Source organism: Gordonia sp. 852002-50395_SCH5434458 (assembly GCF_001665905.1).
GTDB lineage: Bacteria > Actinomycetota > Actinomycetes > Mycobacteriales > Mycobacteriaceae > Gordonia > Gordonia jacobaea.
This window is the reverse complement of the sequence record NZ_LZTC01000092.1, coordinates 1-20,320: the sequence shown is the minus strand read 5'-3', so window position 1 is coordinate 20,320 and position 20,320 is coordinate 1. Positions and strand designations below refer to the sequence as shown.

Below are 20,320 nucleotides of genomic sequence, written 5' to 3'. Positions count from 1 at the left end.
GGGACGGAGGAAAATGTCTGACATCGCCACCACAACCCCGATCTCCATACCGCTCACCGCTGCCGATCGCTGTGATCGCTGTGGCGCAGCCGCAAAGGTTCGTGCCGTCCTGCCCAAGGGCGGCGAGCTTCTCTTCTGCCGCCACCACTTCAACGAGCACGAGGCCCGACTCGTCGAGCTCAGTGCCACCGTCGAAGAGTCTGCGGGAGAGCTGGTCTAGAGACCGATACACGTAGCGAACGCCCCGACCACTCGGATGTGGCCGGGGCGTTCTGCTATTCAGATCTCGTGCGCTCGCGTCACCGCCACGCGCGCAGCGCCTTGATGCGCTCGCGGAGTTGGTCGGCCGTGGCCATGGCCGTCGGCGGGCCGCCGAGTTTGCTGCGTAGTTCGTTGTGCACCATGCCGTGCGGCTTACCGGTGCGATGGTGGTGCATCGCGATCAGCCCGTTGAGTTCTTTTCGTAGCGCGTGGAGATTCTCGCCCGTCGCCTGCTGCGTTGGCACCTTGTCTGCCGCCGGAACGATCTGCGTCACCGCCGATCGCTGCGCAACCTGGTCGGCCTGCTTCTTACGGAGAAGTGCGCGCACCTGGTCGGCGTCGAGCAGTCCTGGTAGTCCCAGGTAGTCCGATTCTTCGTCGCTGCCCGCAAACGTCGCTGTACCGAACGACGAACCGTCGAAGATCACCTGGTCGAGCTCGGCGTCGGCATGCAGCGATTGGAAGCTCTTTTCTTCCTCGCCCGCCTCGTCCTTCTGCTTGTTGGCATCGATCAGCAGCGCGTCGTCGAGCCCGTCACTGTCGCGATGAGGTTTGCCGAGCACGTGGTCGCGCTCTGCTTCCATCTGGCTCGCCAGATTCAGGAGCACCGGGACTGAGGGCAAGAACACGCTCGCGGTCTCGCCCGGACGTCTCGAGCGCACGAAACGCCCGATTGCCTGCGCAAAGAACAGCGGCGTCGACGCACTCGTCGCGTACACGCCGACCGCCAGACGCGGAACGTCGACGCCCTCGGACACCATGCGGACCGCGATCATCCATTCGTCGTCGGATTCGGCGAACTGCGAGATGCGCGACGTCGACTTCGGGTCGTCGGAGAGGACGAGGACCGGTTTGCGGCCGGTGATCGACTCGAGGAGTTCGGCGTAGTCGCGGGCAACGGTCTGATCGGTGGCGATGACCAGGCCGCCTGCGTCGGGAACGCCTGCCGCACGCAACTGGCCGAGTCGTGTGTGTGCGGCCTGGAGCACGGACGGAATCCAGTCACCGTGCGCGTCGAGGGCGGTTCGCCAGGCTCGTGCGGTCTGCTCGGCGGACAGTGGCTCTCCCAGTCGGGCGGTGTACTCCTCACCCGCCGACGTACGCCAACTCGCCTGTCCCGAGTACGCGAGGAACACGACGGGCCGCACGACGCCGTCGGAGAGCGCGTCGGCGTAGCCGTAGGTGTGGTCGGCACGCGATCGCAGCACGCCACCCTCTTCCGGCTCGTATGTGACGAACGGGATGGGTGAGTCGTCGGAGCGGAACGGCGTTCCTGTCAGCGACAACCTCCGCACGGCGTCGGAAAACGCCTCACGGATCGCGTCGCCCCACGATTTCGCGTCGCCACCGTGATGGATCTCGTCGAGGATCACGAGTGTTCGACGATTCTCGGTGCGCACCCGGTGCCGCGACGGGTGCGCGGCCACCTGCGCGTAGGTCAGGGCGACACCGTTGTAGTCGGAGCTGGTCTGACCGTCGGAGTTGCGGAATCGGGAGTCCAGAGCGATGCCGACGCGCGCGGCGGCCTGCGCCCACTGATGCTTGAGATGCTCGGTCGGGGTGACGACGGTGACCTGTTCGATCGTGCGATCGTCGAGCAGTTCCCGCGCGACCCGAAGTCCGAACGTCGTCTTTCCCGCACCCGGCGTTGCAACCGCGAGAAAGTCTGTCGGCCTGGTCGCGAGGTACTTCGTGAGCGCTCGTCGCTGCCAGGCGCGTAGCGGTGGACCGGCGGGCGTTGCGGGCGATTGGGCAGAAGTCACGTAATCAAAGCTCCCGACGGCGCGAAGGCAAGAAACAACCCCTCGGCCAGATGGACCGTGCCGGAACACATTCACTCATCCGAGGGGACTTCTCGATCTTAGCGGCTCGCGCCGACACCGCTTTCGCCAGACACGGGTGATCCACGCGAGCACCGCAATGCGGTCTGTGACACGCGGCAAGGGGTGTGTCGCACGCAACCTGCGCCGATCAGGGATGCTGGACCCATAGCCACGACACGCCGCAACCCTGTTCCGATGACCGACGACGCCACCCCGTCGCCGGCTCTCGGAGAACGCGCGCGCAGACCTCCGCGCCGGCCGGCACCCGTGTCGATGGACCTTCCGATGGGAAACGACGGGCGGCCGCTCGATTCCCCAACACTCGACACTCCTGCCCTCGACTCTCCTGCCCTCGATGCCGCTGCGGCCCCGCGTGGCTCTCCGCCGACGCGTGACACCGACGACGCCGCGTCGGAAGGAACCGACGATCCGCAGGCGCACCAGCCGTCTGCCCCCGGGCCGCCTGTGCTGCCGAACATCCATCGGGTTGTCTGGCGCACGATCAAGAAGGCATGGGACGACGGAATCGTCGGCTGGGCCGCACAGGCCGCGTTCTGGCAGGCGTTGTCGCTGCCTCCGCTGCTTCTCGGGCTCCTCGGCAGCGTCGGCTACGTCGCCGGGTGGTTCGGTCCCGACACCGTCGAAGTGATCTCGTCGCGGATCATCAGCTTCGCGGAACGCACGTTCTCGACGAGCGTCGTCAACGATCTCATCACCCCGACCGTCGACAACGTCCTCGGTCGCGGACGGGTCGGAGTGATTTCGATCGGCTTCATCCTGTCGCTGTGGGCCGGGTCGTCGGCCGTGTCGTGTTTCGTCGCGTCGATCGTTCGGGCGCACGACCAGCACGAGGTACGCAATCCGGTGTGGCAGCGAATCTTCGCGCTCCTGCTGTACGTGTGCTTCCTGCTCGTGTCGGTGTTCCTGCTGCCACTGGTTGCACTCGGCCCGAACTACCTGCACGAGATCGTGCCCGACTCGTGGGACCGAGGTGTGAGCGCGCTGATCGACTACGGATACTTCCCGTTCGTCGCGCTGCTGCTCCTCGGGGTCCTCACGACGCTCTATCACCTGGCGCTGCCGAATCCGCTGCCCTGGCATCGGCTCGTCGGCGGCGCGGTGGTCGCCGGGATCTTCTTCTGGATCGCCAGCTACGTGCTGCGTATCTACCTCGCCGCGATCACACGCGCCGGATACACCTACGGCGCACTGGCGACGCCGATCGCCTTTTTGCTGTTCACGTTCTTCCTCGGCTTCGCGATCGTGATCGGCGCCGAGTTCAATGCCGCGGTGCAATCACTGTGGCCGGCCAAACCCCCTGCCACCGCGCACGTCCGACACTGGGTACACGAGCAGACCTCCGACATCACCGGCCACATCAAGTCGATTCCCGAGCGACTGGCCACCGGGCCGATCCGCAAGTCCCCTCAGCAGCCCGACGACGCTACGCGCGACTCGGGCTCCGAGGCCGACACGGACGTCCACGCGTATGACACCCCGACCGATGGCATGCAGACTCCCCGGGACCGGTCGTCACCTCAACGGCAACCGCCGCCCGGCAAACGTCGTTAGCGGGCGGCGGTGGCTGCGGCAGGAAACGTCACTCTTTGCGCATCCGGTTGTAGATCTTCTTGCACTTGGGGCAGACGGGCGATCCCGGCTTGGCCGAGCGCGTCACCGGGAACGTCTCGCCGCACAGCGCCACCACGTGATTGCCCATGACCGCGCTCTCGGCGATCTTGTTTTTCTTGACGTAGTGGAAGAACTTGGGTCTGTCGTCGTCTCCCCGATCCGTCGCGTCGGCGTCGGGCCGCTCGTCGGTCTTGGTGTCCGACCATTCGTCGAGGTCGGGACGCTCGATAGTTTCGGTAGCCATGCGCTCTATTGTGCTCCTCACTGCCCGATTCCGACACGGTGACCCACGACGCCCGACGACCAGGGCCACCAGCGCGGCCTGAGACACGCCCGAGCGCGTCACACGACGGTTGCCCCGTCGGTGCAATCAGGAACCGAAAGTGGAACAGTGGAGACATGGGATTCGACGGAACGAAGCGCAGTCATGGTGGGTACTGAGGGGCCACGCCGCGATCATGTGTCGCCAGAGGCCTTCCTCATCACCGACGCGCAGGAATCCCTCGACGAGCAGCACAGGGCGCGCGTACGCAAATATCTGACGCTGATGTCGTTTCGTGTTCCCGCGCTGATCATCGCGGGCATCGTCTACAGCATGACCGGATCGGGCTGGTGGGCGCTCGGCATCGTCGCACTGTCGATCCCGCTCCCCTGGGTCGCCGTCCTGATCGCCAACGATCGACCGCCTCGCAAGCGCGGAGAGGTAGCCCACTACAAATACGGCCCCGACCACCACGTCGTCGGCCCACAGGCTCTCGGCGGCGAGTCGAACGTCATCGACTCCACCGTCGCCGACGACCGACATCGAAACTGACGGCATCCACACCCGGTTTGAGTGGACCCAGTCGCGTCAGCTGGACCAGATCTCAGCCGATTCTCAGTCGCTCTCTCGTACCAGATCGAGCGTTCATGCAGCTCAGGAGCCAGTAGACCGAATCAGCCCCCGGGGAACTTTCACGGAGTGCATGTCGTTGCACCCTATGAACGCACTCGATTAGGAGGCCAGATGTCACGCTCCACCGTCACACGCTCCACATCCACCGTCGCTTCTGGCGACACCACCCCCTCACGCCCGGCGATGACGGAACAAGATCTCGACGCACAGTCACCTGCGGCAGATCTGGTCCGTGTCTACCTCAACGGCATCGGCCGCACGGCGCTGCTCAACGCAGAGCAGGAGGTCGAGCTCGCCAAGCAGATCGAAGCCGGCCTCTACGCCAAGCACGTTCTGGCGACCCGCAAGCGGCTGTCCGCTGCCAAGAAGCGTGATCTCACGATCGTCGTTCGTGAGGGCGAGGTCGCACGAGCTCACCTACTCGAGGCCAACCTCCGCCTCGTCGTCTCGCTGGCCAAGCGCTACACCGGCCGCGGAATGCCACTCCTCGACCTCATCCAGGAGGGCAATCTCGGCCTGATCCGCGCGATGGAGAAGTTCGACTACGCCAAGGGCTTCAAGTTCTCAACGTACGCGACCTGGTGGATCCGTCAGGCCATCACGCGAGGCATGGCAGACCAGAGCCGCACCATCCGTCTGCCTGTCCATCTCGTCGAGCAGGTCAACAAGCTGGCCCGCATCAAGCGTGAGCTGCACCAGCAACTCGGCCGCGAGGCCACCGACGACGAGCTCGCCAACGAATCGGGCATCCCGGCGGAGAAGATCGCAGATCTGCTCGACCACAGCCGCGACCCGGTGAGCCTCGACATGCCGGTGGGCAGCGACGAGGAGGCACCGCTCGGCGACTTCATCGAAGACGCGGAGGCGACCTCCGCGGAGAGCGCCGTCATCGCCGGACTCATGCACACCGACGTCCGCGCGGTGCTTGCCACGCTCGACGAGCGTGAGCAGCAGGTGATCCGTATGCGCTACGGCCTCGACGACGGACAGCCACGCACACTCGACCAGATCGGCCGCATGTTCGGGCTCTCGCGCGAACGCGTCCGTCAGATCGAGCGTGAGGTGATGGGCAAGCTCCGCCAGGGCGAGCGCGCCGAGCGTCTGCGCGCCTACGCGAGCTGACTCGCCACCGCTAACTCAATCGTCCAATCAGCTCAATCGTCTCGGTCCGGTATCCGCCTTGGTGGGCACCGGGCCGATTCGTATGCGGGCGTTGAGGATTGCTGCGCCCTCCGGCGAACACAGCACGGGGTCGACGAAGATCTCGCGGATCTCCGGGATGTCGTCGGCCATCGTCGAGATGCGGATGAGCAGGTCGACCAGAGCTTCCCGATCGACAGGGGCCTCTCCCCGATAGCCGTAGAGAAGCGGGGCCGATCGTGGCTCGTCGATCAGTTCGTCGGCGTCGAGGGCGGTGATCGGGATCGCGCGATACCCGTCGTCGCCGAGTAGCTCGAACGTCCTGCCCGACAAGCCGAACGAGATCAGTGGCCCGAACGACGGGTCGTCGCGCATGCGCACCATGGTGCCGACGCCCTTGGGCGCCATCTTCTGCACGTGGAGCACCTTGTCACCGGTCAGCTCCGAGATCTCGGCGAACGCGGTCACCACGGCGGTGGCGTCGGGAAGGTCGAGTCGTGCGCCTTCACGGTCGAGTCGGCCGCGCCACGACGGCGACGTTGCTTTGACGGCCACGGGAAATCCCAGGTCACGCGCCGCGGCCGACGCCTCGTGCATCGTCGAGACCTCGCTGAAGGGAACCACCCGGACGCCGTACCACTCCAGCAGGCGTGCCGAGTCGACGTCGCCGAGTACCGTCACCTCATCGGCGCCTGCGGCCGTGGAGCCACCTGACTCATCCGACTCATCGTCAGAAGGTCCGCACATCGCTTCGCGCACCCATGTCCGCGCCGCCTCGGGGTCGATGCCGTCGGGCCTTTCGACGGGGACTTCCGGTCGCGCGCACCAACGCGCGTACTGCCACGCGCGTGCCAGCGCGGCCGCTGCCCGTTCAGGAGACGAATACGACGGAATCGATCCGCGGGCAGGTAACCCCGACGGTCCTGGTTTCATCAGGCCCGGCGGGATGCCCTCGACGGCGAGGAAGGTGGTCACGATCGGTTTGTCGGCATCGGCGTCCGGTGTGTTCGCGCCCGCGATCAGTGCGCGGGCATGCCAGCCGAGATCGACGGCGACAGGTGGCACGAAGACGACGATCACGCTGTCGACCCCCGGATCGGCCATCGCCTGCGCGACGGCGCCCTCGAAATCATCCTCCGAGGCTCCTGCGCCGAGGTCTATGGTCGACTCCACTTCCAGACCACCCGAGCGCGCGGTGTCAGCGGCGAGGCTGCCGAGCACCGACGAATTGCCGATGATGCGGGTCCGGGGGCCGCGAGGTAGGGGTTGGTACGCGAAAAGCGATGCGCAGTCGAACAATTCGGGAATGGTGTCGACCTGGATGACGCCTGCTTGCTCGAGCATCATCTGCGCGATGCGATCGTCGAGGCTTGCCGCAGCGGTCCGTGCGGCACGCACCGGGCTCATCGCCCCCTTACCGGACTTCACCGCGACGATCGGCTTCGACCGCGACACCCTGCGGGCGATGCGCGAGAACTTCCGCGGGTTACCGAAGCTCTCCAGATACAGCAGCACGACGTCGGTGGCGGTATCGGAATCCCAGTACTGCAGCAGGTCATTGCCCGAGACGTCGGCGCGGTTGCCCGCCGAGACGAATGTCGACAGTCCGATCTGTCGATGGGCGGCCGTGTCGAGGATCGCGATGCCGAGCGCACCGGACTGACAGAAGAATCCGACGCGGCCCAGCGGCGGGATTCGCGGCGCGAGAGTGGCATTCAGCGCGATCGACGGGTCGTTGTTCGCGACGCCGAGGGCATTGGGCCCGACCAGGCGCATGCCGTGCTCGCGGACCTGCTGAACGAGGCGATGCTCACTCTCCAGACCCGCCTCACCGCTCTCCCCGAAGCCGGACGACACGATCACCAGCGCACGCACACCCTTGACCATGCAGTCGTCGAGCACCTCGTCGACGCTCGCCGCGGGCACCGCGACCACGGCGAGATCGACCGGGTCGGGGATGTCGCGCACCGTCGGGTACGCGCGGATTCCCCTGACCGACGGCGGCCGCACGCGAGGAGCACGCGCCGGGCCGCGATGACGTCGCTGTGGTGTGCGTGTGGCCCCGGCGCGCGCCGCGTCGTGGGCCGATTCGCCCTGCTCATCGTCGGGTTCACCGTCACGGTCGGGACCATTCACCGGGAACACCGGTCCGGTGAATCCGGCCGCAATGATGTTGGCCAGCAGCGCGTTTCCCACTTTCTTGGGATCGGTCGACGCACCGATCACGGCGACGGACGCCGGTCGCAACAAGTTGGCGACGCTGCGCGCCTCGGAGGCACGCTCACGGTCGTTGCGCACCGAGAGCATCGCCTCGGTGGGATCGATCGTGAACTCGACGTGCACCGTCGAACCGTCGAATGCGCGCGAGATCTGGTAGCCGGCGTCGCGGAAGACGGCAACCATGTTGGGATTCTCGCTGAGCACCTCGGCCTCGAAGCGGGTGAATCCGTTCTCGGCAGCGGCTCCGGCGAGATGTTCGAGGAGAATGGGTCCGAGGCCGCGGCCCTGGTGTTCGTCGGCGACGACGAAGGCGACCTCTGCGGATTCTGGCTTGCCGTCGGCGGCGAGTCCCTCGTAGATGCCGATCGCGATGATCTCCCCGCCGAGCACTGCGACGATCGCAACCCGGTTGTGGTGGTCGACCGTGGTCATGCGTGCGACCTCGCGCGGCGGAAGAGTCGGCGTCGGACCGAAGTAGCGCATGTACCTGGTGCGTTCGGACAAGCCCGAGTGGAATCGGACGACGCGGTCGGCGTCGTCGGGAACGATCGGACGCAGATGCACCACGCCGCCGTCGGACGCGAGGACGTCGGCGATCCAGTGGCGGGGGTAATCCCACGGACCGCGCGGGCGCTCGCCCTCTGCGTGGTCATCCCGGTGACCTGCCTGAACGGTTGAATCAGTCGCTGGGGTATCAGTCGCTGGCGTATCAGTTTTCCCGGTCGAATCAGTCACGGGGGAATCAGTCACGGGGGTCCTCCGGGTCGAGTCCGTGTAGCGGATACACCGCACGGCGAGTGGCCATGATGGCGCGATCGGTTTGTCGTTGGGCGCTCTCGTCGATGCCGGGCGGCGGTTGTTGGCCCGTGTCGCCATCCCACTCGACGAAGTCGACGTCGCCGCCGTCGCCCATGACATGCACGGGCGCCTGCGAGTACTCCGAGTGCACCTGCGTGGCGATTTGTTCTGCTGTGGCACACCATGATTCGTTGATTGGTGTCGACACGTCGACGTCACGATCGAGCACAACGCCGAGCAGATGCGACCAACTGCGCGGCACGACATTCACCACGCCGTAGCCTCCTCCGCCGACCGCTATCCACCTGCCGTCGCAATACTTCTCGGCTAGGTCGCGCATCGCGATCATTGCCGCACGCTGCCCGTCGACGGTCAATGAGAGATCGGTCAACGGATCGGCGCGATGACTGTCGGCGCCGCACTGGCTGATGATGATCTGCGGCTTGAACTCGGCGATCAACGACGGAACGACAGCGTGGAATGCGCGAAGCCACAACCGATCCTGAGTGTCGGGCATCAGCGCGATGTTGACCGCGGAACCCTCGGCGGCATCCTCACCGACCTCAGTCGGCCAGCCGGTTCCCGGCCACAGCGTCGCGGGATGCTGGTGCAGCGACACCGTCATCACGCGCGGGTCCGATGCGAACGCCACCTGCACGCCATCACCATGGTGTGCGTCGATGTCGATGTAGGCGATGCGGTCGAAACCGTTCTCGAGCAGCCAGTGGATCGCGACGGCACAGTCGTTGTAGATGCAGAATCCCGCTGCACGCGACCGCATGGCGTGGTGCATTCCGCCACCGATGTTGACCGCCCGACGCACCGCTCCGGAACCGACCGCCTGCGCTGCCGCCAGCGTTCCACCGACCAGCAGCCGCGCCGCCTCGTGCATTCCGTCGAACACGGGATTGTCGGAGTCGCCGAGTCCGAACAGACGCTCGAGAAGCGGGCCCGACAACGACGCCGTTCCCGATCCGACGGCACGCACCGCGTCGATGTAGTCCTGACTGTGGACGACGGTCAGAGCATCGTCGCCGATAGCGAGCGGTTCGGAGACGTCGACGTCGTCGAGCACTCCGAGGCTCTGTGCGAGGGTCATCGTCAGCGCCAAGCGCACGGGATTCATCGGGTGGGTGTGTGCCCAGCGATACGAGAGGAACTCCTCGCTCCAGATCACTGCCGCGCTCATCGATGTCTCCACGCACTACGCACACAACCAAGGCTAGTGCCTCACCGCGCGGGCCGGACGCGTTCGGCATGTGACGAGGCAGTCTCGGAAGCAGGTCAAGGTACTCTTGTAAAGACGGAAGGGACTGGCTCAAGTGAACGATCTGGTTGATACCACCGAGATGTACCTCCGGACGATCTACGACCTCGAAGAAGAGGGAATCGTCCCACTGCGCGCACGCATCGCCGAACGACTCGAGCAGAGCGGACCGACCGTGTCTCAGACGGTCGCGCGTATGGAACGTGACGGATTGTTGCGCGTCGCGGGCGACCGCCACCTCGAACTGACCGACAAGGGTCGTGCCCTCGCGGTCGCCGTCATGCGCAAGCACCGTCTCGCCGAGCGGCTGCTCGTCGATGTCATCGGCATGCCCTGGGACCAGGTCCACGAGGAAGCGTGCCGCTGGGAGCATGTCATGAGCGAGAACGTCGAGCGCCGGCTCCTCGCCGTGCTCGACAACCCGACGACCTCGCCATACGGCAATCCGATTCCCGGCCTGGCAGAACTCGGCGTCGAGACGCCGACGTCCACGGGAGAGGCCGCTCGCCTGTCCGATCTCCCGCAGGGTGAGGCGGTCGCGGTGATCGTCCGCCGACTCTCCGAGCACGCCCAGTCCGATACCGAGCTGATCGCTGCGCTGCGCGACGCGGGAGTCGTCCCGAACGCACGCGTGACAGTGACCTGCACCCCGCAGAAGGTGGAGATCAGTACTCCCGGTCACGCCGGACTGACCCTGTCTCCCGAGATGGCCCACTCGCTGTTCGTCGAAAAGGTCTGAGCGACACCGCAATCCGGCGCCACCGGTCAACTCGCATTACGCAGAGTGGCGCCGGGGAGCGTTACGCCGAGTTGTGCTGCCGCGTCGTACGAGTCACCGATGAGGTGCCAGAGGTTGTCCGGGCGTAGCCCGTTGCGCAGCGAGTGGTCGAGGAGCTGTGCGAGTTTCCACGTGCGGTCGGCCTCGCGCGCGACGTCGAGCGCCACGCCCGCAAAGCTCCCCTCACCTGCGATGTAGTGCAGATGCGCGAGGAGCGTCGCGGCGCTGGCTCGTCCGGTACCCGTCAACCGTCGGGTCAGTTCACGCCACAACACCTCGGCGCCTGCACGAAGATCGGTGACCGCGAAGCCCAGCGCGGCATCGCGAACCTGAACGTCGCAGATCGCGCGTTCGAGTTCGGCAACCCGCTCGCACGAGAAGCGGTCGGGCTCCATCACGACCGCCTCGTAGATCGCTGCCATGAGTTCGTGTGGTGGCTCGTCGTCGAAGCTGCCTCCGCCAGCCCCTGCGTGGCAGGAGCCGTCGTCGCAATGAGGCGCCGGGGCGAGCATCGATGCGATCTCCGCGCGGCTTGCCAGGAGCAACCGCCCCGAATGAACTGCATCGGACACAGCGGTCGGCGAGGTCCGCGGATCCGTGAGCACTCCGCGTTGCAGCGACGACCGCGACGTGAGTGCAGCGCTGTGCTCCCAGATCTGCATCCAGTGCTCGCCCTCCGCGAAGCGACCGCACACGTAGCCGCGACCGATACCGCCGCACCGTCGCATCCGCCGATCCACTATCGACAGAATCTCCTCATACGTCCGGGAATCGAGGTCGAAGCGGTCGTCACCGATCACCGCGATGAGGTCGGCACTGCCGTAGCCCCGCAGTATTCGCGCCAGATTGTCGATCTCGTTGAGCATCGGCCGCGCAGGGGTGTCGTCAGCGGCAAGGTCGAGATCCAGCCGTACGGACGCCTGGACCGTGCGCGCGTCCGGTGCCAGCGCCAGGAGAATGAGTGAGCGCTCCGGAATGAAGCCGAAGAAGCCAGGGATGGCGGTGAGCAGCGCAGAGACGGTCCGGATGGGCCCGTGCGGCGATTCTTTTCGAAGTGACATGTCGAACATCTTGGGTTCGTCTGCGGACGACAGAACCCGCCAACTGCCCCGATGACCCACCTTGTGCACATCCTCGGACGGATGCACAGATTCACGAACCGAATGCCGCCCGCAGCGCCTTCTCGAAGAGGGCACCGAGCTGACCACTGGCCTCGGTGCTGATGTCACCAGCTGATGGCCATCGGTACTGGCAATACACGCGCACTGTGCCCCGCTGTCCGATATAGGTCATCGTGCGCGTCAGGAGCGGCGCCTGGTCGCCACCGGTCTCGACCGTCCGCAGGACGGCTGCGGTGTCGACACCCGCAGGGTGTGCGGGAGCGTCGGACACCCTTGTCTGCACCTTGCTCGTCGCCGTCGTCTCGTTGCCGGTGGTCGCTCGAGGACACGCACGCGCCTGATCGACCACCGCGCTCAACGCGTCATCGACTCCGACGACGGCGGAGGTGAAGGACGCACGGTCGGCTTCGACGATTCCCAGATAGACGACGGCTCCATCGGAGCCAACCGCCGCGGGCTGACACTCGGGTGGATCGTAGGGCGAGTTGGCTGGTCGGCCGATGAGGTCACCGATGGCATATGCGACCGAGTTCTGCGGAACGCGGGTCGCACCCGGCACTGGGAAATCGGCTGCGGTCACCGACCGCGAGGAGAGATCGGAGGTGTTCTGCGTCGCATCACCATCGACCGAACACGACGCCACGAGAAAAGCCGCGGCCAACCCCATCACCAGACCGACACTGCGTACACCCACGAACTTCGACTGTGCCACCGCAAGGCCGAGGCACCGGTCACGACACTCCGGCGGTCCCCAGATCATCTCGGGGAATCGAGAGGTGGGCGCGGTTGTTGAACACACAAAGATCCGCTAACACACAAGGATCCGCTGCAAGAACAACACAGATGCGCCACGCGGACGCTCGACGAGCGACACCGATTGGTCACGAGTGGTGTGGATGCGGGACAATTCGACGAACAGGTAGGACAGGCACGTGCCGATCTTCAAGAGGAGGGACGACATGGATTCCAATCCGGACGAGGGCCGTCAGCTCTTCGAGCTCGCCTTCCCCGCTCCCCAGGTCTCCGACGCCACGGGGACCGGCCCCGTACTTATTCACGCACTCGACGGCTTCGCCGACGCGGGACATGCCGTGGCACTCGCCGCGCAGAACCTTCGCGACTCGCTCGAGTCCGAGGTGGTGGCGACCTTCGACAACGACGAGCTGATGGACTATCGCTCGCGCCGACCGACGATCACCTTCAGCGGCGAGACCTTCACCGACGTGGAGATGCCCACCCTGACGCTGCACGCGATCCGCGACAATGCCGGTAAGCCGTTCCTGCTGCTCTCCGGCTCGGAGCCGGACCTGCGGTGGGAACAGTTCACCGAGGCCATTCGACGCCTCGCCGACCATTTCCGGGTGACCGACGTGATCGGTCTCAACGCCATCCCGATGGCCGTTCCGCACACCCGGCCATCGTCGTTGACCGCGCACGGCAACGAGCCCGAATCGTTGGGCGATCTGCCCACGTGGGGTTCGCAGATGAAGCTTCCCGCGAGTGCGTCGATGCTCTTGGAGCTGCGCCTGGGCCAGGGCGGACGACGTACCTCGGGACTGTCGGTACACGTGCCGCACTACCTCTCCCAGACCGATTACCCGGCAGCGTCAGCGCGCCTGCTCGAGGCGGTGTCGGGACTGACCGGACTCGAATTGCCCACCGGCGCACTCGAATCCGCGGCAGCCGCGGTCCGCGAGCAAGTCGACGCCGAGGTGTCGGGCAACGGTGAGATCGAATCCGTCGTCGCGGCGCTCGAGGCGCAGTACGACAGCTTCACCGAGGCACAGACGCAGCGCGCATCTCTGCTCGCCGCCGATGAACCGCTTCCCAGCGGCGACGAACTCGGCGCCGAACTCGAGCGGTTCCTGGCGGAGCAATCGCGTGGCGACGTCGATCCGGACGGCACCGGAGACCTCCACGATGGGGACGGCAACGGCGGTTCGTCATCGCCGAACTGATCGACGAGTCCGTTTCCGGGTCAGCGACGACGCTGACCCCCGTCGCCGACGACGACGCCGCATTCGATACGTTCACCGGATGGTGGGCCGACCGCGGCATCGACCTCTATCCGCATCAGGAGGAGTCGCTGCTCGAGTTGATCTCGGGTAACAACGTCATCCTGGCCACACCGACAGGTTCGGGGAAGTCGCTCGTGGCGTCCGGCGCCATCTACTTCGCCCGATGTCGGGGCCAGCGCGCGTTCTACACCGCGCCGATCAAGGCACTGGTCAGCGAGAAGTTCTTCGATCTGTGCGCGCAGTTCGGCGCCGACCAGGTCGGCCTGATGACCGGTGACGCCTCGGTCAACTCCACTGCTCCGATCATCTGCGCGACCGCCGAGATCGTCGCGAACCTCGCACTTCGCGACGGTCCGAACAGCGATATCGGCGTCCTGGTCTCCGACGAGTTCCACTTCTACGGCGAGTCCGATCGCGGATGGGCGTGGGAAGTCCCACTGATCGAGCTTCCGCACACACAGTTCCTCCTGATGTCGGCGACGCTGGGCGACATCAGCTTCTTCGTCGACGACCTGTCGCGACGCACCGGCCGCACCACCACCGCGGTCACCGGAACCCATCGACCGGTCCCCCTCGAATACACGTATGCGATGACACCCATCCACGAGACGATCGAGGGACTCATCGACGCGGGTCGCGCCCCGATCTACGTCGTGCATTTCACGCAGCTCGCTGCGGTCGAGCGCGCGCAGGCCCTCCTGTCGGCACGAATCACCACCAAGGAGGAGAAGGCTCAGATCGCCGAGGCGATCGGCGACTTCCGCTTCTCCACCGGATTCGGCTCCACCCTGTCGAAGCTGCTCCGCGCCGGCATCGGGGTCCACCACGCAGGCATGCTGCCGCGCTACCGACGGCTCGTCGAACGCCTTGCACAGCAGGGACTTCTCAAGGTCATCGCGGGTACCGACACCCTCGGGGTCGGCATCAACGTGCCCATCCGTACCGTCCTGTTCGCCGGTCTGAGCAAATACGACGGCACGCGCGTGCGTCGTCTGCGCGCCCGCGAGTTCCACCAGATCGCCGGCCGCGCCGGGCGCGCGGGCTTCGACACCATCGGCTACGTCGTCGCGCAGGCACCCGAGCACGACGTCGAGAACGCCCGCGCGGTCGCCAAGGCGGGCGACGACCCGAAGAAGCTGCGAAAGCTGGTGCGCAAGAAGCCACCCGAGGGTTTCGTCTCCTGGGGCGAGAAAACGTTCCTGCAGCTCGTCGATGCACCGGACGAGCCGTTGCGCTCGCACTTCCGCATGACGACCGCGATGTTGCTCGAAGTCCTCGGCAGGCCGGGAGATTGCTTCGCGGCAACGCGACATCTGTTGGAGGACAACCATCTTCCCCGCAATCGACAACTGGGACAGATCCGCCACACCATTCGTCTCTACCGTGACCTGCGCGACGCGGGCATCGTCGTGCAACTACCCGAACCCGACGACGAGGGCCGATACGTCGCGCTGAGCGTCGACATGCCCGAGAACTTCGCGCTCACCAACCCGCTGTCGGCGTTCGCGCTCGCCGCATTCGAGCTACTCGATCCGGATTCGTCGACCTATGCGCTCGACGTCGTCTCGATTCTCGAATCCACTCTCGACGATCCCCGCCCGGTGCTGATGGCCCAGCGCAAGGAAGCGCGCGACGCTGCGATCGCCGAGATGAAAGCCGACGGCGTCGAGTACGAGGAGCGCATGGCGCGGCTCGAGGAGATCACCTGGCCGCAACCGCTCGCCGAGGAAATCGATTACGCCTTCGGTGTCTACCGCAGGACCCACCCGTGGATTGCGGGGTTTCCGCCGTCGCCGAAGTCGGTTCTGCGGCTCATGCTCGAGCGAGCGATGACGTTCACCGAACTGATCTCTGCCTACGGTCTCGCCCGCAGCGAAGGAGTGGTACTGCGGTACCTATCCGACTGTTATCGCGTGTTGCGCCAGGGTGTTCCGACCACCGTGCTGACCGACGAGATCGTCGAACTCACCGAACGCGTCGGCGACATGGTCCGCGACGTCGACTCCAGCCTCCTCGACGAGTGGGAAGAGTTGGCCCGCACCGCTGCCGCCGACGAACACTGACCGAATCACGCTCACACGGCAGCCGCCTTCTCCACACGCACCGCGCCCGTCTGTTCGACAAGGCCGGCGATGATGGACGCCAGGCGCCGATACGACTCACCCCTACCCGACGACTCGCGGTAGACCAACCCGATTCGACGCCCAGGCCGCGGCGTCGTGAATGTCGCGGTCGCGAGGTCGCCGCCCGCGGTTTCGGCGGCAACGGCGGTACCCGGGATCAGCGTGACGCCCAGACCACCTTCGACGCACTGCACCGCAGTCGCCAACGACGCCGCTCTGGTGTGCCCGATGTCGGCGCGCACGCCCGCCAGTCGGCACACCTCGAGCGCCTGGTCGCGTAGGCAGTGCCCCTCGTCGAGCAGCAGGAGCGGAAGGTCGGCGAGCGAACTCGGGTCGACGCGCTTGCGTCCGGCCAGCGGATGATCGGACGGCAGCGCCAGCACGAAATCCTCGGCGTACATCGGTATCTCGGCAAGGCCGGGCACGTCGGCGGGTAGCGCGAGACACGCGGCGTCGAGAGATCCCTCCCGTAGCTGCGCCACCAGTCGTGCCGTCTGGTCCTCGACGACCCGCAAAGCGAGAGAGGGCAATTCGGCCGCGAGCCCGCGCAGCACGGTCGGCAGAACGTACGGCGCGACCGTTGGGATCAGGCCGAGTCGCAGAGTACCGGCAAGCGGATCGTCGGAACCCGCGGACGCAGAGAGGAATTCGTCGACGGCGTCGGTCACCGCGATCGCCTTGGGTAGGAGCATCTCGCCCTCCGGTGTCACGAAGACACGCCGCGTTGTACGTTCGATGAGTTGCTTGCCCAACCCGGCCTCGAGGCCTGCGAGTGCTTGTGACAGCGACGGCTGGCTGACGCCGAGTTCTGTTGCCGCAGCGCCGAAATGGCGTTTTCGAGCGAGTGCGACGAACGCCCGCAGACCCGCTACCGACGGCTGATAACTTTTATCACTCATGCCTATCAGTCTAGTGCTAATCATCACGTTTCGCTTTTGGTGGCTTTTCGGCAGAATTGAGAGGCAACTGCAGAACGTGAGTTCGCGCGCCACCCACGAACGCAATCGACACGAAGGAGCGACAACACACATGGCTCTTCTGACCATCGGAGACCAGTTCCCCGCCTACAACCTGACGGCAGTCATCGGAGGCGACCTGAGCAAGGTGGACGCCCAGCAGCCCGACGACTATTTCACCCAGGTGTCGAGCGACGATCACCCCGGCAAGTGGCGCATTGTCTTCTTCTGGCCCAAGGACTTCACGTTCGTGTGCCCGACCGAGATTGCCGCCTTCGGAAAGCTGAACGACGAGTTCGCCGATCGCGACGCCCAGGTTCTCGGTGCGTCCGTCGACAACGAGTTCGTCCACTTCCAGTGGCGCGCACAGCACGAGGATCTCAAGACCCTCCCCTTCCCGATGCTGAGCGACCTCAAGCGTGAGCTCGCCACCGCCGCAGGCGTTCTCAACGCCGACGGTGTCGCCGATCGCGCGACGTTCATCATCGACCCCAACAACGAGATCCAGTTCGTCTCGGTGACCGCCGGTTCCGTCGGCCGCAACGTCGACGAGGTGCTGCGTGTTCTCGACGCACTGCAGTCCGACGAACTGTGTGCCTGCAACTGGAAGAAGGGCGATCCGACCATCGACGCCGGCGAGCTCCTCACCGCAAGCGTCTGAGAGGAATCGGCATGAGCATCGACAATCTCAAGGAAGCCCTCCCCGAGTACGCCAAGGACCTCAAGCTCAATCTGAGTTCGCTGGCGCGTTCGACAGAACTCTCCGAGCAGCAGCTCTGGGGCACCTTCCTCGCGTCGGCTGCGGCATCGCGCAACGCGAAGGTGCTGGCCGAGGTGTCCGAGGAAGCGGCGGACAACCTGTCGGCCGAGGCCTACAACGCGGCGCTCGGCGCGGCGTCGATCATGGGCATGAACAATGTCGCCTACCGCGCCAAGAGTTTTCTCGGCGACGACTACGGGCAGGTGCGCATGGGTCTGCGGATGAACATCATCGGCAACCCCGGCGTCGACAAGACCGACTTCGAGCTGTGGAGCCTCGCAGTGTCGACCATCAACGGTTGCCACGACTGCACCGCAGCACACGCGAAGGTCGTCCGTGACGCCGGCCTGACCAAGGAACAGGTCTGGGAGGCCGTCAAGGTCGCCGCAACGGTTACCGGTGTGGCGCAGGCCATTACCACCACCGAGGTGCTGGCGAACGCCTGATCTATCACCCACTGCACTGCCCCGGTCTCACCAGAGGCCGGGGCAGTGTGCTGTTCGGATCAGCTACCGACCACACCGATCCTGGCGGCGGCGTCGAGTCGGGCGAGCTTCTCGGCGCTGCCGGTGCCCTCGACGGGCTGGTAGACCACAACCCTCTGACCCCGCGCACCGGCGACTTCGAGGGTGTCCCAACGTAATTCGACGACGCCGACGTCGACGAGCACCATTCGCTTGGCACCGCTGGACTTCACCTGGACCTCGTTGCGGGCCCAGATCTCGGCGAAAAGCGGGCTGTGCAGCGAGAGTTCGCCGACAAGGTCACGTAAACGTGGGTGATCGATATCTGCTCCGGTGAGCGATCGCAGGTTGGCGACGGTCTCGGCGGCCACCTGCTCGTAGTCGGGATAGATCGACGGCGCGTGCGGATCCAGAAAGAGCTTGCGCAACATGTTGTCTCCCGGCTCGATTCCGATCGCCCCGTGCAATGCCGCGCCGGCGTCGTTGATCGCGAGGAGGTCCATGAACCGATTCATCACGATCGCCGGCTGGTGCCACTGAGCCATCAGGTCTCTGATCGGCTCGACCACCTCGTGATCGGCGAAGTCGACGTCGATACGTACATCGGCGAGCGCGGCGAGATGCTCACGTTCGGAATCGTCGAGGCCGAGCACATCAGCCAGCGACGCGACCACCGCAGCCGACGGATTGCGATCGCGTCCACGCTCCAGCCGGACAAGATATTCGACGCTGATCCCTGCGAGACTCGCCACCTCCTCGCGACGTAGACCGGGCGTACGCCGCGGGCCGACCGTCCGCAGACCGAGCGTCGCAGGGTCGACGCGCTCGCGGCGGGCGCGCAGGAACTCACCGAGTGCGGTCATAGCGAAAGTCTAGGCTCGCAGCGATCAGCAGCCAGGTAGCGCGAGGACCCCTCACGACGCGGTCTGTTCGTGCCGTCCGAACCGCTCGATCCTTGTTCTCATGACACAAGAAGCCCGGACACAAGAAGCCCAGACACAAGAAGCCCAGACACAAGAAGCACTGACACAAAATGAGAACACCGCAACTCTCGACGGCCGTATCGCGGTGGTGACCGGCGCGGGCACGGGTATCGGCGCCGCGACGGCAAGGACGCTGGCGTCGCGCGGAGCGCGCGTCGCGTTGCTCGGTCGTCGGATCGACAAGCTCACCGCGGTCGCCGAGGAGTTCGACGGCCTCGCCATCGCGACGGATGTCAGTGACCCGCGTGACGTCGCCGCAGCGTTCGAGGAGGTGACGCAGCGCATCGGCGCACCCGATCTCGTCGTCGCCAACGCCGGTGTGATGCTTGCCGCGCCGTTCGACGACGCCGACCGCGACGAGTGGCGTCGAATGCTCGATGTGAACGTGATGGGCGTGCTCGACACCGCTCGCGCCGCCATCCCGGGCCTGCGCGCGGCTGCGGCGGACGGACGATCCGCCGACCTTGTGCTGATCAGTTCGATTGGCGCGCACATCGTGCTACCGACGTACGCGGCCTACACGGCGACGAAGGCCGCCGTCTCGCACCTCACACGAACCCTCCGAGCAGAACTGGGCCCCAACGGTATCCGCGTGCGGGCCATCGAACCGGGGATGACGGAGTCGGACCTCGGCAACGACATGACCTACCCGGGCTCCAAGGAGTTCCTGGCCGGGTTCGCCGTGCAGAACCCTCCGATCCCCGCGGCCGCGATCGCGGAGGCTGTCGCCTGGTCGGTGTCGCTTCCGGCCGCTGTCAACGCCGCGTCGATCGAGGTTTTGCCGACGGCCCAGGGCTGACCGGCCAAGCTTCAATCAGCCCAGCTTTGACCGGGCCGGCGTCAATCGACTCAGCCCAGCGCTGCGCCGATACGGTCGGCCAGCTCGCCGACCCGGCGCAGGCGCCCGCAGCGGTCGGTGCCCTGCGTAAGCACGGCGTGAGCACTCGCGCCGCAGGCCAGGGCGCGCTGCAGGTGTCGCCATCGTTCGTGATGACGACAGCGGAGGTCGGCGAGCTGGCCGACCGTATCGGCGCAGCGCTGGGCTGAGTCGATTGACGCCGGCCCGGTCAAAGCTGGGCTG

At 65.9% G+C, this 20,320-nt stretch carries 18 protein-coding genes and 1 pseudogene; 11 read left to right on the top strand and 8 right to left on the bottom strand.

The window, feature by feature from the left end; all coding sequences use genetic code 11:
* The first annotated feature begins 13 nt into the window (after positions 1–13).
* Complete coding sequence (locus A5785_RS19575) at positions 14–220, top strand: DUF7455 domain-containing protein (protein ID WP_005173003.1); 207 nt, start codon at positions 14–16, stop codon at positions 218–220.
* Positions 221–299: 79 nt separating this feature from the next.
* Here A5785_RS19575 and A5785_RS19570 read toward each other — a convergent pair whose 3' ends face one another.
* Positions 300–2,024, bottom strand: a complete 1,725-nt coding sequence (locus A5785_RS19570) for a DEAD/DEAH box helicase (protein WP_064868511.1) — start codon at positions 2,022–2,024, stop codon at positions 300–302.
* A gap of 345 nt (positions 2,025–2,369) precedes the next feature.
* On the opposite strand from A5785_RS19570, the gene A5785_RS19565 reads away from it, so the two are divergent.
* On the top strand, positions 2,370–3,656 hold the full coding sequence (locus tag A5785_RS19565) for a YihY/virulence factor BrkB family protein (RefSeq protein WP_005201875.1): 1,287 nt from the start codon (positions 2,370–2,372) through the stop codon (positions 3,654–3,656).
* A 28-nt stretch (positions 3,657–3,684) separates the two neighbouring features.
* Here the strand turns inward: A5785_RS19565 and A5785_RS19560 are convergent, their stop codons facing one another.
* Entirely contained in the window at positions 3,685–3,960 is a 276-nt protein-coding gene (locus A5785_RS19560; protein WP_064862970.1) for a DUF3039 domain-containing protein, read from the bottom strand.
* Positions 3,961–4,143: 183 nt separating this feature from the next.
* Here A5785_RS19560 and A5785_RS19555 point away from each other — a divergent pair, with 183 nt between their 5' ends.
* A complete protein-coding gene (locus A5785_RS19555) occupies positions 4,144–4,530 on the top strand; it encodes a DUF3099 domain-containing protein (RefSeq protein WP_005201873.1) in 387 nt (128 codons plus the stop codon).
* A 192-nt stretch (positions 4,531–4,722) separates the two neighbouring features.
* Positions 4,723–5,733: a sigma-70 family RNA polymerase sigma factor gene (locus A5785_RS19550; protein WP_005201872.1), complete on the top strand. Its 1,011-nt coding sequence runs from the start codon at positions 4,723–4,725 to the stop codon at positions 5,731–5,733.
* 27 nt (positions 5,734–5,760) lie between these two features.
* Here A5785_RS19550 and A5785_RS19545 read toward each other — a convergent pair whose 3' ends face one another.
* Both A5785_RS19545 and A5785_RS19540 read right to left on the bottom strand, forming a co-directional pair.
* A complete protein-coding gene (locus A5785_RS19545; RefSeq protein WP_064868508.1) occupies positions 5,761–8,721 on the bottom strand; it encodes a bifunctional acetate--CoA ligase family protein/GNAT family N-acetyltransferase in 2,961 nt (986 codons plus the stop codon).
* Positions 8,714–9,958, bottom strand: a complete 1,245-nt coding sequence (locus A5785_RS19540) for an acetoin utilization protein AcuC (protein WP_064868579.1) — start codon at positions 9,956–9,958, stop codon at positions 8,714–8,716. Before A5785_RS19540 ends, A5785_RS19545 begins: the two co-directional genes overlap by 8 nt.
* A gap of 133 nt (positions 9,959–10,091) precedes the next feature.
* On the opposite strand from A5785_RS19540, the gene A5785_RS19535 reads away from it, so the two are divergent.
* Positions 10,092–10,775: a metal-dependent transcriptional regulator gene (locus tag A5785_RS19535; RefSeq protein WP_005201868.1), complete on the top strand. Its 684-nt coding sequence runs from the start codon at positions 10,092–10,094 to the stop codon at positions 10,773–10,775.
* Positions 10,776–10,801: 26 nt separating this feature from the next.
* Here A5785_RS19535 and A5785_RS19530 read toward each other — a convergent pair whose 3' ends face one another.
* Together A5785_RS19530 and A5785_RS19525 are read right to left on the bottom strand one after the other, a co-directional pair.
* On the bottom strand, positions 10,802–11,875 hold the full coding sequence (locus A5785_RS19530) for a DUF4192 domain-containing protein (protein ID WP_039854168.1): 1,074 nt from the start codon (positions 11,873–11,875) through the stop codon (positions 10,802–10,804).
* Positions 11,876–11,966: 91 nt separating this feature from the next.
* Positions 11,967–12,629: a hypothetical protein gene (locus A5785_RS19525; protein WP_231894750.1), complete on the bottom strand. Its 663-nt coding sequence runs from the start codon at positions 12,627–12,629 to the stop codon at positions 11,967–11,969.
* A gap of 265 nt (positions 12,630–12,894) precedes the next feature.
* Between A5785_RS19525 and A5785_RS19520 the strand changes: the two genes are divergently transcribed.
* Entirely contained in the window at positions 12,895–13,893 is a 999-nt protein-coding gene (locus A5785_RS19520) for a PAC2 family protein (protein ID WP_064863001.1), read from the top strand.
* On the top strand, positions 13,893–16,016 hold the full coding sequence (locus tag A5785_RS19515; protein WP_197500853.1) for a DEAD/DEAH box helicase: 2,124 nt from the start codon (positions 13,893–13,895) through the stop codon (positions 16,014–16,016). Before A5785_RS19520 ends, A5785_RS19515 begins: the two co-directional genes overlap by 1 nt.
* Before the next feature lie 11 nt (positions 16,017–16,027).
* On the opposite strand, the gene A5785_RS19510 is transcribed toward A5785_RS19515, so the two are convergent.
* Positions 16,028–16,975: a hydrogen peroxide-inducible genes activator gene (locus A5785_RS19510; protein ID WP_039855072.1), complete on the bottom strand. Its 948-nt coding sequence runs from the start codon at positions 16,973–16,975 to the stop codon at positions 16,028–16,030.
* Between the two features lie 130 nt (positions 16,976–17,105).
* Here A5785_RS19510 and A5785_RS19505 point away from each other — a divergent pair, with 130 nt between their 5' ends.
* Positions 17,106–17,693: a peroxiredoxin gene (locus A5785_RS19505; protein WP_005204599.1), complete on the top strand. Its 588-nt coding sequence runs from the start codon at positions 17,106–17,108 to the stop codon at positions 17,691–17,693.
* 11 nt (positions 17,694–17,704) lie between these two features.
* Positions 17,705–18,238, top strand: a complete 534-nt coding sequence (locus tag A5785_RS19500; RefSeq protein WP_005204597.1) for a carboxymuconolactone decarboxylase family protein — start codon at positions 17,705–17,707, stop codon at positions 18,236–18,238.
* 59 nt (positions 18,239–18,297) lie between these two features.
* On the opposite strand, the gene A5785_RS19495 is transcribed toward A5785_RS19500, so the two are convergent.
* The gene (locus A5785_RS19495; protein ID WP_005204595.1) at positions 18,298–19,119 is read right to left on the bottom strand and encodes a helix-turn-helix transcriptional regulator; all 822 of its coding nucleotides are present in this window, start codon (positions 19,117–19,119) and stop codon (positions 18,298–18,300) included.
* Positions 19,120–19,219: 100 nt separating this feature from the next.
* Here A5785_RS19495 and A5785_RS19490 point away from each other — a divergent pair, with 100 nt between their 5' ends.
* Entirely contained in the window at positions 19,220–20,038 is an 819-nt protein-coding gene (locus A5785_RS19490) for an SDR family oxidoreductase (RefSeq protein ID WP_082946622.1), read from the top strand.
* A 71-nt stretch (positions 20,039–20,109) separates the two neighbouring features.
* Positions 20,110–20,286, top strand: a pseudogene (locus A5785_RS19485) (aspartate aminotransferase family protein); the annotation flags it as partial.
* Between the last annotated feature and the right edge of the window lie 34 nt (positions 20,287–20,320).

What these genes read in the sequence shown, in the direction of transcription:
- A5785_RS19575 (WP_005173003.1), top strand. Translation starts at nt 14, where the DNA reads ATGTCTGACATCGCCACCACAACCCCGATCTCCATACCGCTCACCGCT.
- A5785_RS19565 (WP_005201875.1), top strand. Translation starts at nt 2,370, where the DNA reads ATGGGAAACGACGGGCGGCCGCTCGATTCCCCAACACTCGACACTCCT.
- A5785_RS19560 (WP_064862970.1), bottom strand. Translation starts at nt 3,960, where the DNA reads ATGGCTACCGAAACTATCGAGCGTCCCGACCTCGACGAATGGTCGGAC.
- A5785_RS19555 (WP_005201873.1), top strand. Translation starts at nt 4,144, where the DNA reads ATGGTGGGTACTGAGGGGCCACGCCGCGATCATGTGTCGCCAGAGGCC.
- A5785_RS19550 (WP_005201872.1), top strand. Translation starts at nt 4,723, where the DNA reads ATGTCACGCTCCACCGTCACACGCTCCACATCCACCGTCGCTTCTGGC.
- A5785_RS19540 (WP_064868579.1), bottom strand. Translation starts at nt 9,958, where the DNA reads ATGAGCGCGGCAGTGATCTGGAGCGAGGAGTTCCTCTCGTATCGCTGG.
- A5785_RS19530 (WP_039854168.1), bottom strand. Translation starts at nt 11,875, where the DNA reads ATGTCACTTCGAAAAGAATCGCCGCACGGGCCCATCCGGACCGTCTCT.
- A5785_RS19520 (WP_064863001.1), top strand. Translation starts at nt 12,895, where the DNA reads ATGGATTCCAATCCGGACGAGGGCCGTCAGCTCTTCGAGCTCGCCTTC.
- A5785_RS19510 (WP_039855072.1), bottom strand. Translation starts at nt 16,975, where the DNA reads ATGAGTGATAAAAGTTATCAGCCGTCGGTAGCGGGTCTGCGGGCGTTC.
- A5785_RS19505 (WP_005204599.1), top strand. Translation starts at nt 17,106, where the DNA reads ATGGCTCTTCTGACCATCGGAGACCAGTTCCCCGCCTACAACCTGACG.
- A5785_RS19500 (WP_005204597.1), top strand. Translation starts at nt 17,705, where the DNA reads ATGAGCATCGACAATCTCAAGGAAGCCCTCCCCGAGTACGCCAAGGAC.
- A5785_RS19495 (WP_005204595.1), bottom strand. Translation starts at nt 19,119, where the DNA reads ATGACCGCACTCGGTGAGTTCCTGCGCGCCCGCCGCGAGCGCGTCGAC.
- A5785_RS19490 (WP_082946622.1), top strand. Translation starts at nt 19,220, where the DNA reads ATGACACAAGAAGCCCGGACACAAGAAGCCCAGACACAAGAAGCCCAG.